Genomic DNA, 14,989 nt, shown 5'->3' with positions numbered 1-14,989 from the left:
GACGGGGCCGCCGGGCAGGGCCCGCGCCAGGCGGCGCGCCCACCGGCCGGGATCGGCCTCCCGCCGCACGGCGGTGCGGACGGCGCGGAGAGCGAGGGGGATCCCCGTCTGCCGTACAAGACCAGACGGGCGCCGAACCCGAACCGGACCCGGGCGCCGGTCTGCTCCTCGGCGTGCCGCAGCAGTACGGGTTCCAGGGCGTCCTGGTCGGCGTCCGGCATCACGCCTGTGCCCCCGGATCAGCCGGGGGCACAGCTCCGCGCTACCGCTTCGTCTGGCCCCGCTCGAAGTATGCGGCCAGTTCGGGGTCGAGGGCGGGGACCTCGTGGGGTGTGCCGCCCGCGCGCAGCGACTCGGTGGCCCGCACTCCGGCCGCGACGGCCATGCGCGCGGCGACCGGCGAGGTGTCGGTGACGCCGCCGTCGCGGGCGAAGCGCACGAACTCGTCGATCAGGAGGGGGTCGGCGCCGCCATGTCCGGCGTCGTCCTCGGCGTCCGGGACGGGGTACTCGGCGTCGGCTTCGGGCCGGTGGGCGGAGCGGCGGGAGTTCCACACCTTCACCACCGCCCCGGGGCCGTCCCCGAAGTTCTCCAGCCGTCCCGCGTCCCCGATCAGGGTGTAGTTGCGCCAGTAGTCGGGGGTGAAGTGGCACTGCTGGTAGGCCGCGAGCACGCCGTTGTCGAGACGCATGTTGACGAGGGACACGTCCTCGACGTCGATGACGGGGTTCAGGCCGCGCTGGGTGTGCGGCGGCCAGTGGCCGTCCTTCGTGTACCAGTCCTCGTGCTTGGGTTCACCGGGTGCCCGCCGGTGCGGACTGTCGCCGTAGACCATGAGGTCCCCGAGGGCCTGGACCCGCTGGGTGTAGCCGTTCGCGAGCCAGTGCAGGACGTCGATGTCGTGGGCGGCCTTCTGAAGCAACAGGCCGGTGGTGTACTGCCGTTCGGCGTGCCAGTCCTTGAAGTACCAGTCGCCGCCGTAGCCGACGAAGTGCCGTACCCAGACGGTCTTGACCTCGCCGATCTCGCCGCGCGCGATGATGTCGCGCATCAGCCGGACGACGGGCATGTGGCGCATGTTGTGGCCGACGTAGAGGCGGCTGCCCGTGGCGTGGGCGGTGCGCAGGAGGGCGTCGCAGCGTTCGACGGTGATGTCGAGAGGCTTCTCGACGAAGACGGGCTTGCCCGCTTCGAGCGCTTCGCGGGCGACGTCGGTGTGGGTGTGGTCGGGAGTGAGGACGAGGACGGCGTCGACGTCCGGGTCCGCGATCACCTTGTGGTGGTCGCCGCAGATCAGCGCGCCGGGGAACGCCAGGGCCGCGTCCGCCCGCGCGGCGGGGTCGTGGTCCGCGAGCGCGGTGACCCGGGAGCCGTCGCCCGGCCGGTGCGCGGTGCGGGCGATGCTGCCGCGCAGTCCGTAGCCGATGACGCCGAGGCGCAGGTCGCTGGGGGCGTCGGTCATGGCATGACCGCCTTTCCGTTGGATCGTGGATCAGTGGTGCCGTGCGGCGCGGGGACAGTGGTGCCGTACGGCGATGGAACAGGGAGCGTGCGTGCGCCGCGGACCCGGTGAGCGGTCCGCGGCGCGTCGCTGCGGGGGCGGGAGCTATGGGTGCACCAGCACGTGGGCGAGCGCGACCCGTCCGGTGCCGGTGAGCCGGATGCGGAGGTAGCGGGCGTCCGTGTCGGTGCCCAGGAGGGTGGGGCGCAGTGCCTTGCCGGTGATGTGCGTGGTGACGGCGTCGGCGAAGTCCGCCGAGGCGGCGAGCTGTACGTCGAAGTCGGAGGTGGTCATGGCGCTGTCGTTCCAGATCTCGACCTGTCCGACCTGGTGGACGGCGCCCAGGTCCACCTGCCACCAGGCGCCCGCCTCGGAGAGGGTGCGGGTGTCGGTGGAGGTGTCGCCGTCGGTGGCGCCGGCCGCTGCCGCCGTGCCGTCCGTGGAGGACTGGGTGGCGGTGCCGTTACGGGCCAGGTCGGGGCGGAGCGGTTCGACGCCGCCCGCGTGTCCGGCGCCGGAGGCCGCGGCGACCCGGAGGGCCTCGGCCGGGAGGCGGTCCAGCTTCGTGTGGTTCCCGGTCATGGCCGAGCCGGTGCCGCCGAGGGCCGGGGCGTCGGTGTCGGTCCAGTTCCCGGTGGCGTGGTTGTCGATGCCGTAGTCGGCCCAGTTGGACACCCACTTGTAGCCGACCCGTGTGATCACGTTGCGAGTGACGGTGATGTGGCTGGACTGCTCGTCGAGGTAGATGCCGTTGCCGTCGCGCTCGGTGTTCCCGTACGCGCTGCGGTTGATGTAGTTCCCGGAGACGACGGTGCCGGGCTGGGCGCCCTGGGTGTAGATGGCGGCCCCGTCGTGCTGTGCGTCCTCGACGAGCATGACGTCGGTGATCCGGTTGTCCGTGATGCGGTTGTCGCGGAGCACGGACTGCCGGGCCTCGGGCTGGTTCCAGCCCCAGCCGACGGAGATGCCGGAGTAGGGAAGGTGGTCGAGAGTGTTGTGGTCGATGACGGTGCCGGCCTCGTAGCCCGCCCAGATGCCCACGGAGTCCGTGTACTCCACGCCCGTGCGGCTGACGGTGTTGTAGGAGACCGTGTTGCGGGCCCCGGTGAGTTCGGGGGCCGGCCTGGGTTCGGTGTCCCCGATGTACGCGGCGCCGGAGGAGAGGTCGGTGAAGCGGGAGCGGGTGAGCGTGGAGTCCTGGGTGCCCCGTTCGAAGGTGACGCCCGCACCGCCGAGGTGGGTGAAGTCGCCGTGGTCGATGACCACATGGCGGCCGGCGCGCACGGTGAGGGCGGCGGCGGGCTTGGTGTAGAAGCGGCCCGCGTGGTCGACGGGGCCGGTGGCGCCGGTCAGGGTCAGTCCGGCCTGGGTGCCCGCGTAGCCCTCGTCGGTGTCCGGCTGCCGGTAGGCGGCGTAGGCGAAGCCGATGCCGCTGACGCGGACGTCATGGGCGCCGTCGAGGACGAGGAGCCCCTCGGTGACCGGGGTGACGGCGCGGGAGCGGCGCGGGCTCTCGCCCGCGCGGGGCAGGTAGGTGACGGTGTGCGCGGCCGAGTCCCACACGAACTCCCCCGGTGTGTCCAGGAGTTCACGGGCGTTCTCGAAGTGGGCGACTCCGCTGTAGCGGGCGGAGTCCACGGTCGTCGTGTCCCAGGACGGTCCCGTGCGGTCGGTTCCGGAGGCGGAGTTGGTCCAGCAGGGCTGGGCGAAGGTCATGAGGTCGCCGGTGACGGCGGCGATGCGGCAGTGGTAGTTGCGCCAGCGGACGCTGATGACCGCCTCGGCGTCGGTGGGGCGCGCCCAGTGGGCGATGCCGGTCTTCTCCGCCCCGGTCATACCGGACTTGGTGGCGTCGCAGACGGCGGCGGCGCAGGCCCCTCCCCGGGCGCGCACGGCGCGTCGCCCGTCGACGAACAGCTGGCGCGGCGTGATGCCCCCGGGCACCTTCGCTGTCCAGGTGCCGTCGGCGTTCACGGACCAGCCCGTCAGGGTGCGGCCGCCCGAGAGCACGGGGTGCGCGCCGCGCGCGGCGGTCCAGGTGACTCCGGAGTCCTGGGCGCCGAGCCGCAGCGGGGCGTCCAGTTCGTAGGTCCCGTCGGCGAGTTCGACGCGTACGTCCCGGGCGCCGACGGCGCGGGCGGCGTTCCGCGCCCCCTCGACGGAGCAGGGGCGGCCCTGGGTGCAGCGGGATCCAGAGCCGTGGGGTGCGGCGTGCAGGACCTTGGGCGAGGGGGCCGCCTGGGCGGCGGGCAGCGGGCCGAGGAGCAGGGCGGCGCCGGTGAGCAGGGCGGCTGCGGCGGTGCGGGCCGCGGGGGTGAATGGTCGCATGCGAGGACCTTCCGCTCGGACGGCCCGCCGCACGGGACGGGCCGGGACGATGGGGTGCGGCGTTCGGGTGCGGCGTTCGGGTGCGGGGTGGGAGGCACGCTTCTTTCGCGCTTGGGGGGGAGGGGCGGATGGGATAAGGCGGCGCGCGTCCTGCCGGGTCAGCCGGTCACCGGGACGAGCCGGTGGCCGGTCGTGCCGGGACGGGTCCTTACGTAGCCGGTCACGCCGGGCTCGACCACGCCGGGCTCGGTCATGCCGTGGTCGTCCAGTCCGGGTGGCCCGGCATCGGCGGGTTCTTCGCGCCGAACAGCCAGTCCCGCAGGAACCGGTCCAGCGACCGGTCGCCCGTCACGGTCACGGCGTGGGCGATGAAGTCCTCGCTGGTGACCGTGCGGCCCTTGAAGCGGCGCGGCCACAGGCCCATGATCCGGTCGAACTTCCGTGTGCCGACGCGGAGTCGCAGGGCGTAGAGGACGAGTGCGCCGCCGTCGTAGATGTTGGTGCCGCCGAGGGCGGTGGGCAGTCCGGGCGGCCCGTCGCTCGCGCGGACCGCGTCGAGCTTGGCGTACGTCGCCTTCATCTTCGCGGCCATGTCCGACCAGCCGCGCTCCTGGCTGTAGAGCGCGGCGTAGTACACGGCCGGCCCCTCGTTGAGCCATGCCTGCTGCCAGTCGTGCGGCGTCACGCTGTCGCCGAACCACTGGTGGGTCAGCTCGTGCACCATGGTGTTCTCGTACGTGGGGTGGCCGTCGGCGTCGGGCTTGAACCAGTTGGTGCCCATCAGGGTGAGGGTCGTGTTCTCCAGGGCGTCGGTGTATCCGTCGTAGATGTGGATGCCGTACACCGAGAACGGGTAGCGGCCGAACTTGCGTTCCAACCAGGCGAGATGGTCGGCCGTGCGGGCCACGACCGGCGCGTACTCGTCCTCGCGGCCCTGCGGGACGATGTGCCGCAGCGGCAGCCCGGTGTGCGAGGTGCCGTACAGGTAGGTGCCCTTGACGACGGCGATGCCGAGCAGTTCCGTCGGCATGCGCTCGCGCAGGGCGAAGTGCCAGACGGTCGCGCCGTCGGCACGCTTGTCCTTGCCGGTCAGGACGCCGTTGGCGGCCGCGACGTATCCGGCGGGCGCGGAGAGGTGGAAGGTCCAGGTGGCCTTGTCGGAGGGGGTGTCGTTGCACGGCAGGAACGTGTCGGCCCGCGACGACTGCGCGGCCGAGGCGAAGCCGCCGTCCGAGCCGAACCGCCAGCCGGTGAGTCCGGACCGCGCCGCCTTGCCGTTGCCGTGGTAGGCGACCGTGACCTGGAACGGGGCGCCCTGGTGGAGCGGTGCGGCCGGGGTGACCGTCAGTTCCTGGCCCGACATGCCGAGGGACAGGCTGTGGGAGGCGCGGCGGCCATTGACGGTGACCGAGTCGATGGTGTGGCCGTCCGTGTCCAGGTTGAACGCCGAAAGGTCCTGCGTCGCCCGCGCGTTCAGCTTCACCAGCGCGGTGAAGTCGTAGGTCACCGGGGTGAAGTCGAAGGTGAGGTCGTAGTGGTCGACCTGGTAGCCGCCGTTGCCGAGGGTCGGGAAGAGGGGGTCGCCGACGCCGTCGGAGCCGGGGCGGGGGTCGAAGCCCGCGGCCTGGGCGGGCGAGCCCAGCACCGGTACGGTGACCGCGGCGGCGACCGCCGTCTTGGTGAGGAACGCGCGTCTGCTGGTGGTCACTTCTTCCCCTTCTGCGAGGCCTGCTCGAACTCGGCGCGGCAGGTGTCGCCTCCGGCGCGGCGCCACTTCTTGACCAGCGCGTCGTACGCGGACATCGGCTTGCGCCCGGTGATCAGGTCCTTCAGGCCGTCCAGGTGGATGGTGTAGAGGCTGCCGGACCCCTTGGAGTCCCAGGTCGGTGAGGAGTAGCCGAGGGTGGGATCCTCGATGAGCCTCGGGATGAGGACCGTGTACGCCTCGTGCACATAGCGGGCGGCCTCGGGATGTGTCGCGCTGAAGAACGCGGGTGTCGCGGAGGCGAGTTTGCCCCACGGCACGGTCACGTCCTGGGTGCCCTGCTTGGTGAGGACGGGCGTGCCGTTCGCGTCGCGCCGGTAGTCGGTGTTCTCCACGCCGTAGTTGATGAGGGTGTATTCGAGGGATCCGAACGGCGAGGCGGCGAAGTCGGCCAGGCGCAGCAGCTCCTTGACCCGCTGCTCTCCGGCCTTGGTGATGTAGCAGTTCTGGAGCGAGACGTTGTCGGTCCAGGTGACCGCGTCCTTGCCGACGGGGACCATGGGCCGGACGTCGAAGGACTTGTCGATGGCCGCCATGGAGTCGACGTAGCCGGTGGCCGTGGTCAGGTACGAGGGCATGCCGTCGTAGACGTAGGCGGCCTTGCCGTTCTTGAACAGGTCCGTGTACTGGGCCTTCTGGGCGCCGGACATCTGCACGGTGCCCGGGTAGTAGCAGCCCGCCTTGTAGAGCTTGGCGGCGGTCTCGACCGCGTAGCGGTACTTGTCGTCCTCCAGTTGGTAGCGCCACTTGCCGGTCTGCCGGTCGAAGTGCCAGAAGTGCTGGGCCCCGGCGGACATCGCGAGCAGGATGGTGCCGCTGCCGGTGAAGAAGTACTGCTTCTTGCCGGTGTTCGTGAGGTCCTTGGCCAGCTCGACGAGGCGTTCGATGCTGTCGATCTGGTCGAGGCCGGTGACACCGGCCTGCCGCAGCAGGTCGGCCCGGTAGAAGCCCGCGCCGCCGGTGCCCGAGCGGGCGATGGGGATGCCGTAGAGCTTGCCGCCCTTGATGGCGTCGCGCCAGGCGTACTGCGGGACGGCCGCGAGGTTCGGGTAGTCCTTGACCTTGTCGCCGGAGAGGTGGGGGCCGAGGTCGGCGCACTTGGCGGCGAGGAACGAGCCCATGTTGTCGACGCCGCCGGTCTCCGGGTACATGAAGATGTCCGGCAGCTGGTCGCCGGCGACCATGGTGGAGAACTTGGCCGGGTAGTCGTCGGCGGGTACGGCCGTGAAGTCGACCTCGGTGCCGAGCAGTTTCTCGATCTCCCGCCAGGCCGCGTTCTTGCCGCGCTCGGGCGGCAGCGGCGCGAAGGTCTCGGTGACGGCGGTGATCTTCTGCGCGCCCTTGAGCGGGGTCCCCGTGGTGGCGCGGGCCAGTTCGGACGGGTACTTCAGGAAGGCGTTCGGGACGCCCGCCGCGGTGCCGGGCAGGTCGGCCTTGATGCCGATGTTGCGCACCGTGGTGCTCGGCAGCAGACCGGCGCTCTTGGCCTCGGCCTTGGCGGCGGTGCCGCCGTCGCCGCACGCGGCGAGCAGCGGTGCCGCGGCGACGGCGAGACCGGCGCCCGCACCCCAGCGGAACAGGGTGCGGCGGTCGACGGATGTGGTGCCGGACATGGCGGGACTCCTCAATACGAGGCGGGCACGGGAGATTCGGGGTGCGGGGGGGTGCGGGACGGTTGGGGGTGTTGGGCCGGACACGGTGGCCCTGTCCATCGGGGCGCGGTCAGCCCTTGACGGCGCCGGTGAGGACGCCCTTGGTGAAGAACCGCTGGAGGAAGGGGTAGACGAGCAGGATCGGCACGACGGCGATGACCAGTACGGCCATCTGGACGGCCTGCTGCGGGGCGACCACCTCGCCGGCCGCCGCGGTGTCGAGGTTCTGGCCCTGGAGGATGAAGGTGCGCAGGACCATGGGCAGCGGCCACTTGTCGTTGTCGCCGAGGTACAGCAGCGCGTTGAAGTACGCGTTCCAGTAGGCGACGGCGTAGAACAGTCCGACGACGGCGATGACCGCCTTGGAGAGCGGCAGGACGACGCGGACCAGGGTCCGGAGGTCGCCCGCGCCGTCCACCTTCGCCGCGTCGTACAGTTCCTCGGGCAGGTTCATGAAGAAGGCCCGCATCACGACGAGGTTGAAGGCGCTGACCATGGTGGGCAGCACGAGCGCGGCGAAGGTGTTGTAGAGGCCCAGTTCCTTGACCAGCAGGAAGTTGGGGATGACGCCCGCGTTGAAGAGCATGGTGAACAGGGCGGTCATGAGGATGGACCGGCCGCCGACGATGCCACGGCGCGACAGTCCGTACGCCATGCCGATGGTGGCGAGGAGGCTGCATGCGGTGCCCACGACGGTGACGCCGACGCTGACGAACAGGGCGCGGGTCACCCGGCCGCCGGTGAACGCGGTCCGGTAGGCGTCGAGGCTGGGGTGGTCGGGCCACAGGACGAGCCCGTTGGACTTGATGATGTCGCTCTGCGAGGCGAAGCTCGTGCCGATCACCCCGAGCAGCGGGTACGCCACCAGGCCGACGACGAGCACCAGGGCCAGGCCCTTGAGGACGAGACCCACCCGGGTGGGTTTCTCCATCCACGGCGGACGGGCGCCGGAGGGGCGCAGCTCTCCCGCCTCGGGGACGGGCCGGCCTGCGCGCACGCGGCGCGTCTTCACAGCGGACGTCTCAACGGTCAGCACCGCGGTACACCCCTTCATGACCGAGCCGGTGGGCGAACTTGTTGGCACCGATGACGAGGACGGTGCCGATCACTGCCTTCACCAGGCCGACGGCGGCGGCCGTTCCCCACTGGTTGTCCTTGATGCCGTGGAAGTAGACGTAGGTGTCGAGGACTTCACCGGCGTCGGGTCCGACTGCGTCGCGCTGGAGCAGGATCTGTTCGAAGCCGACGGTGAGGATGTTGCCGAGGTTGAGGATGAGCAGCAGGACGAGCACCGGGGACAGGCCGGGCAGGGTGACGTGCCAGAAGCGGCGCCACCGGGCCGCGCCGTCCATGGCCGCCGCCTCGTACAGGCCGCGGTCGATGGAGAGCAGCGCCGCGAGGATGATGATGGTGCCCCAGCCGGCGTCCTTCCACATCACCTGGAGCGCGAGCAGCCAGGGGAAGGCGTTCGGGTCGGTCGTCATGTCGTAGCGCGGCAGGCCGAGCGATCCGAGCACGTCGGGCACGACGCCCGCGCCGCCCAGGATCTGCTGGAAGATCGAGACGATGATCACCCAGCCGATGAAGTGCGGCAGATAGACGACGCTCTGCACGAAGCGGCGCAGCTTGTCGCTGACGATGCTGTTGAGCAGCAGGGCGAGCCCGATCGGCACCGGGAAGAACAGGACGAGCTGGACGAGCGCGATCTCCAGCGTGTTGCCGGTCGCCGACCAGAAGTCGGGGTCGGCGAAGGCCGTCGAGAAGTTGGTGAAGCCGGTCCAGGCGCTGTGCATGTAGCCCAGGTAGGGCTGGTAGTCCTGGAAGGCCACCAGGTAGCCGAGCAGCGGTACGTAGTGGAACACCACGAAGTACAGGAAGCCGGGCAGGCACAGCAGCAGCATCACTTTGTCGCGCTTGACGCGCTGCCAGAGGGTCTTGCGGGGAACGCGGTCGACGGCGGTCGGTGGTACGGAGACAGTCATGGAGCGGTCCTGTTCGGCCGGTTGGCGCAGGAACTGGTATCTGCGGCGGCAAGTTAGTAAGCGGTTAACCCCATCGTCAATAGATCCAGCGATCTGACGGGTCGTGATGACGGCGCGAACAGGTCAGTTATGCGGGGTATTTCTGCTGCAAACGGGGCAACTCGGCTGTCAGATTTTCTTCCCGACCTTGACGGTCCTGTGGCGTGCTCCCTAGCGTTCGGTCCGCCATAGAACACGTTTACTGTCCGGAGGCAGGGTGCGTACCACTGACGAGGCGCCGGTCGAGGCCACGGCCGCCGACGCCACACCGCCCCCGCGGCGGCCCCGCACGGTTCTCGCGATGGACTCCTCCGTCGTGGACGACGTCTTCCCGCCGTCCGTACGGGCGCGCCTGGAGGAGACCGCGGACATCCGGCCTCCGTCGGTCGTGGCGGAGTTCGCCAGCCCGTCGGCGCGCGCCGCCCTCGCCGAGTGCGAGGTCCTGCTCACCGGCTGGGGCTGCCCGCCGGTCGACAGGGCCGCGCTCGACCGGGCGCCCCGGCTGCGCGCGGTGATCCACGCGGCCGGCACCGTGAAGACGTTCCTGGGCCGGGAGGCCTACGAGCGCGGCATCGCCGTCTCCTCGGCGGCGGCGGCCAACGCGGTGCCGGTCGCCGAGTTCACGCTCGCCGCGATCATCCTGGGCGCCAAGCGCGCCTTCCCGCTCGCCCGTCTCTTCCAGGACCGGCGCACCCACCGCACCGACGCCGACCTGGAGCGCCACCACTGGCTCGGCACCCGCGGCATCACCGTCGGCGTGGTCGGCGCCTCCCGCATCGGGCGCCGCGTCACCGAGCTGCTGCGCACCCTGGACGCCGAGGTGCTGCTGTACGACCCGTACATCGGCGACGCCGAGGCGGGGCTGCTCGGCGCCACCCGCACCGATCTGGACACCCTGGTGGCGACCAGCGACGTGGTCACCCTGCACGCGCCGGACACCCCGGAGACCCGGCACCTGCTCGACGCCCGCAGGCTGGGCCTGATGCGTCCGGGCGCGCTCCTCGTGAACACCGCGCGCGGTCCGCTCGTGGACACCGCCGCCCTCACGGACCACCTGGTCAGCGGCCGGATCGACGCCGTTCTCGATGTCACGGATCCCGAACCGCTGCCCGCCGGGCACCCGTTGTGGGACCTGCCCAACGTCTTCATCACCCCGCATCTGGCCGGTGCCCAGGGCAACGAGGTGGGCCGGCTCGGCGCGCTCGCCGTCGACGAACTGGCGCGGTACGCGCGCGGCGTGCCGCTGGCGCACGCCGTGCTCCTGGAGGACCTGGAGCGGATCGCGTGAGCGCAGCCGCGCCGCACGCCATAGTCTCTGGGGCGGCGGGCCGAGCACAGGCAGACCAGCACGACCATCAGGGGGTGGACCGGATGTCCCGGCAGAGTTCCACGGCACCCGGGCCGGACGGCGAGGTACAGGGCGACGGGCAGGGGGAGCGGAGCGGGCAGCGCCGCGCGACCGTCGTCGACGTCGCGCGGCGGGCCGGTGTGTCCACGGCGACCGTCTCGCGGGTCATGAACCGCAACTACCCGGTCGCCGCGGCCACACGCGAGCGCGTCGAGGCGGCCATGCGGGAGCTGGGCTATGTGGTCAACGCCCATGCCCGGGCGCTGGCCGGTGCCTCCGGCCGCACCGTCGGCATCATCGTCGGGGAACTGATCGACCCGTTCTACGCGTACATCGCGCGCGGCGTCGAACGCGAGGCCACCGCCGGTGACCGGCTCTGCCTGGTGTGCTGCACCCAGGGAGACCCGCAGCGGGAACTCGCCTTCATCGAGCTGATGCACGAGCGGCGCGCGGATGCCGTGGTGCTGGTCGGCGGCAGCGTCGAGGACCGCGCCTACAAGGCCGAACTGGCGCGCAGGGCGAGCGAACTGGACGCGGGCGGTTCGAAGCTGGTGCTGTGCGGACGGCCCTCGCTCGGCGAGGACGTCCCGACGGTCGGGGTGGAGTACGACAACGAGGGCGGCGCCTTCGCGATCACCGACCATCTGATCACCCAGGGCCACGAGCGGATCCTCTACCTGGGCGGGCCGCCCGGCCTCTCCACGGCGCGGGACCGGCTCGCCGGACACCGGCGCGCGCTCGAACTGCGCGGCATCCGGCGGGACCCCCTGCTGGAGCAGCCGGGCGCCTTCAGCCGCGCCTTCGGTCACCGGCGCATGGCCGAACTGCTCCGGGAAGGACCGGAGTTCACCGCCGTGTTCGCCGCGAACGACATCGTGGCGGCCGGCGCGGCGCAGGCCATGGAGGAGGCCGGGGTGCGCATCCCGCAGGACATGTCGCTGGTCGGCTACGACGACATCCCGGTGGCCCAGGAGCTGCGGCCCCGGCTGACCACCGTCCGGATCCCGCTGGAGGAGATGGGCCGGCAGGCGGTGCGGGTGGCGCTCAACGGCGGGGACGAGGACGACTGGCGCGCCCCGACGACCGGGACGCTGCGCCTGGGTACGCACATCGTCGTGCGGGAGTCGGCGGGGCCGCCGCGTGGTGGGTTCCCGGGGAGCGGGCGCGCGCGCCGGGGCTGACGCACGCGGTCTCCGTGCCTGCGCGCGCCCTCGGGTACCGGGGGCGCGGGGGCGTCGGCACCTGGGCCCGGGGGCTCCTGGACGCGCGTGCCGCCGCTCTTCTGCGGTGCCGGACGCAGGAGCGTGCTCGATCCTGCTCGCAAGAGCGCTGGTTCGCATAGTAACGAGCAGAAACTCGGCGCACCCCCTTGCGACCGGACAGCAAACGCTTACATGCTGACGTGCAGCGCCGCCCGCTCGTCCCGTCCGTCGCCCTGACGCCGTTCGTCCCCATGGGAGTTCCCGGATGCGCCCTGCCCACAAGCCTCTCCACGCCCCCGCCGAGCCGCCCGTCGCCGGTCGCCGTGCCGTGCTCGCCGCACTGGCGGGTGCCGGTGCGGCCGTGGCCCTCGGCGGCGGATCCGCGGCCGCCTCCCCCGCGTCGGCCGCCTCTCCCGCGCCGCACGGCGCCGGGAGCGGCGACACACTGCTCGTGGAAGCCTTTCCGGACGCCGAGACGGAGCGGCTGCGGCTCGACCGGTCGCTGCGGGCCAGCGAGTTCATCCCCACCGGCCGCTACGCCGCACCCGGCGCGGCCGTCACGCTCCGGGTGCGGCCGGTCCACGGGGCGCTCCCGGTGCTGCACATCGGCACCTTCGACGACTACCACCCGAACACGGACCTGAAGGCCCCCCGGGTGTTCCGGCTCCGTCCGGGGCTGAACAAGGTCGTGGACCGCTACGGCGGGCCGGTGTACCTCAGCTTCGCCGGACACGGCAGGCGTGCCGCCGTCACCTTCGTCTCCGGCGCCCGGCCGATGGCCGTTTTCGAACTGGGCCGGACGAGCGAGCGGGAGTTCCAGCGGCGGCTCGACACCGTCACCGACGTCCCCTGGGTCGAACTCGTCACGGCACGGGCCGTCCTGACGCTCACCCGCGAGGGCGCGCTGCTGTACCGGGACGAGGACCACACCGCCCTGATGTCGCTGTTCGACACCGTCATCGGCTCGCACGACCGCGTCAGCGGCCTCGACGGCCGTCGGCCCCTCGACCGGCCCAAGGCGGGCCGCTACCACTTCAACGAGGTCAGCGTCGTCCCCGCCGGTGTCGGCGCGTACGCCTGGCACGGCTTCAACGGCTTCCCCCGCGCCTACATGGACCGGCTGTGCACGGTCAGCGGTCTCACCACCCGCGGCTGGGGCCTCTACCACGAGCTGGGACACCTCAACCAGCAGGCCGCGTACCAGGCCGGCAGCCTCACCGAAGTCACCGTGAACATCTACTCGCTGGCGGCGCAGCGCACCCTGGGACAGCCCTCGAACCTCCTCACGGTCGACGCGCGGACGGGCCTGAACTGGTTCCAGTCCGCCCGCGCCAAGCTCGGCACCCCCGGCCTCTCCTACGTCGACGGCCTCGGCGCCTACGAGCAGCTGGTCCCGCTGCGCCAGCTGGAACTCGCCTTCGGCGACGACTTCTGGCCCCGGCTGCACCGGCTGGTCCGCACGGAGCACCAGCACGACGCGCCGGTGGAGGACTACGACCACCCGCCGGAGGTCGAAGCCCGCCAGTACCGCGCCCTCGCCACCTACGCCTCCCGCACGGCGGGCCGCGATCTGACGGACTTCCTCGTCGGCACATGGGCGATGCCCGTCGACGCGCGGGGCATCGCCGAGATCGCCGCCCTGCGCCTGCCGAAGCCGGACACGGACCCGAGCACGCTCTCGGACTGACGGCGCTCCCCCGCGCCACCGCGTCCCCTCCCCGCGCCGAGGACGCGGCGACGGCCGGGCCGCGGCGCGCCCCGCCCCCTCACTCCGCCCACCGTACGGATCGCCCCAAGGAGACGATGTCCATGCGCACCCCCGCATCCCCGTCCCGCCGCTCCGTCCTCGCCGCGGCCACGGGCGCCGCGCTCACCGTCGGCGGCCTCGGCGCCGGCTCGGCCCGCGCCGCGGGCCCGGCCGGTACCACGAGCGCCGCCCATGGCCACGGCGACCTCGTCGTGCCGCTCGTCGCCCGCCCCTCCGCCGAGGCGGAGCGGCTGCGCCTCGGCCAGGCCCTGCGCGCCACCGAGTTCCAGCCGACCGGCCGCTATGTCCCGCCGGGCACCGCGCTGCGCTGCGACGTACTGCCCCACCACGGTGCGGCGCCGACCCTGTGGATCGGGCAGTGGGACTACTACGGCACCGTCACCGCACCGCGCGCCTATCCGCTCCGGCCCGGCGCGAACACCGTGACCGACCCGCACGGCGGACCCGTGTATCTCACCCTGGAGGGCGACGGGCAACGCGCAGCGGTCCGGCTGCGGAGCGGTTCCGTGCCCATGCCGGTCTTCACACTCGGGCGTACCTCCGAGGCCGGCTACCAGCACCAGTTGGACACCTGCACCGATGTGCCGGTCGTCGAGCTGCACGGGCCGCGCTCGATCGTGACGCTCACCCGGGACGGAGCGCTGCTGTACCGCGACGAGGACCACGCGGCGCTGCTCGGCCTCCTGGAGCGGATCATCGACGCCGAGTCCGACATCAGCGGTCTGGACGGTTCGCAGCCGGTGCACCGGCCCAAGGCCGGCGGCTACCACTTCACCGAGGTGTCGGTGGTGCCGTCCGGCGTCGGGGCGTACGCGACACACGGGTACAACGGGTTCCCGCGCGCCTATCTCGACCGGGCCACGACCGTGGAGGGGCTGCTCACCCGCGGCTGGGGGCTGTACCACGAACTGGGGCATCTGCATCAGCAGTTCGCGTACAAGCCGTCCGGGCTCACCGAGGTCACGGTGAACATCTACTCCCTGGCCGTGCAGCGCGCCCTCGGCCGGACCTCCAATCTCCTCACCGTCGACCCGAAGACGGGCCTGGACTACTTCCGGTCCGCGCGGGCCAAGTTCGGCACGGCGGGGCTGACGTACGAGAAGTCCTTCGGCGCGTACGAGAAGCTGGTGCCGCTGCGCCAGCTGGAGCTGGCCTTCGGCGCGGACTTCTGGCCCCGGCTGCACAAGCTGGTGCGCGAGGAGAACCCGCAGTCGGACTCCACCGAGACGGCCCTGCGCTACCGGGCGCTCGCCACATACGCCAGCCGGGTCGCCGGACGCGACCTCACCGACTTCTTCGTCACCACCTGGGCGTTCCCCATCGACGCCGAGGGCCGCGCCGAACTGGCCGCACTCCAGCTCCCCGCACCGTCGACCGACCCGGCCACGCTGGCCGACTGATCCC

10 protein-coding genes are annotated in these 14,989 nt (G+C 71.9%); 4 read left to right on the top strand and 6 right to left on the bottom strand.

The window, feature by feature from the left end:
- Positions 1-262: 262 nt before the first annotated feature.
- The 6 genes from ACWDYF_RS35405 to ACWDYF_RS35380 form a co-directional block, all read right to left on the bottom strand.
- Positions 263-1,462, bottom strand: a complete 1,200-nt coding sequence (locus ACWDYF_RS35405) for a Gfo/Idh/MocA family protein (RefSeq protein WP_389472705.1) — start codon at positions 1,460-1,462, stop codon at positions 263-265.
- A gap of 144 nt (positions 1,463-1,606) precedes the next feature.
- Positions 1,607-3,829: a right-handed parallel beta-helix repeat-containing protein gene (locus ACWDYF_RS35400; protein ID WP_389472707.1), complete on the bottom strand. Its 2,223-nt coding sequence runs from the start codon at positions 3,827-3,829 to the stop codon at positions 1,607-1,609.
- A gap of 250 nt (positions 3,830-4,079) precedes the next feature.
- Positions 4,080-5,537, bottom strand: a complete 1,458-nt coding sequence (locus tag ACWDYF_RS35395; RefSeq protein WP_389472710.1) for a M1 family metallopeptidase — start codon at positions 5,535-5,537, stop codon at positions 4,080-4,082.
- The gene (locus ACWDYF_RS35390; RefSeq protein ID WP_389472713.1) at positions 5,534-7,207 is read right to left on the bottom strand and encodes a type 2 periplasmic-binding domain-containing protein; all 1,674 of its coding nucleotides are present in this window, start codon (positions 7,205-7,207) and stop codon (positions 5,534-5,536) included. Before ACWDYF_RS35390 ends, ACWDYF_RS35395 begins: the two co-directional genes overlap by 4 nt.
- Before the next feature lie 109 nt (positions 7,208-7,316).
- Positions 7,317-8,177, bottom strand: coding sequence for a carbohydrate ABC transporter permease (locus ACWDYF_RS35385; RefSeq protein WP_381744624.1), 861 nt, complete (start codon positions 8,175-8,177; stop codon positions 7,317-7,319).
- Between the two features lie 91 nt (positions 8,178-8,268).
- Positions 8,269-9,228 (bottom strand): ABC transporter permease, encoded by a 960-nt coding sequence (locus tag ACWDYF_RS35380; protein WP_018566010.1) that lies wholly within the window; start codon positions 9,226-9,228, stop codon positions 8,269-8,271.
- Positions 9,229-9,484: 256 nt separating this feature from the next.
- Here ACWDYF_RS35380 and ACWDYF_RS35375 point away from each other — a divergent pair, with 256 nt between their 5' ends.
- The 4 genes from ACWDYF_RS35375 to ACWDYF_RS35360 all read left to right on the top strand — a co-directional run bounded on the left by ACWDYF_RS35375 (position 9,485) and on the right by ACWDYF_RS35360 (position 14,985).
- Positions 9,485-10,555, top strand: a complete 1,071-nt coding sequence (locus ACWDYF_RS35375) for a hydroxyacid dehydrogenase (RefSeq protein ID WP_389472719.1) — start codon at positions 9,485-9,487, stop codon at positions 10,553-10,555.
- A gap of 74 nt (positions 10,556-10,629) precedes the next feature.
- A complete protein-coding gene (locus ACWDYF_RS35370) occupies positions 10,630-11,796 on the top strand; it encodes a LacI family DNA-binding transcriptional regulator (protein ID WP_018566012.1) in 1,167 nt (388 codons plus the stop codon).
- Between the two features lie 286 nt (positions 11,797-12,082).
- Complete coding sequence (locus tag ACWDYF_RS35365) at positions 12,083-13,504, top strand: M60 family metallopeptidase (protein ID WP_389472723.1); 1,422 nt, start codon at positions 12,083-12,085, stop codon at positions 13,502-13,504.
- 122 nt (positions 13,505-13,626) lie between these two features.
- A complete protein-coding gene (locus ACWDYF_RS35360; RefSeq protein WP_389472726.1) occupies positions 13,627-14,985 on the top strand; it encodes a M60 family metallopeptidase in 1,359 nt (452 codons plus the stop codon).
- Positions 14,986-14,989 lie beyond the last annotated feature (4 nt).

This window comes from Streptomyces sp. NPDC003284 (assembly GCF_053589675.1).
The sequence above is the reverse complement of the archived record's forward strand: the minus strand, read 5'-3'. Positions and strand labels throughout refer to the sequence as shown.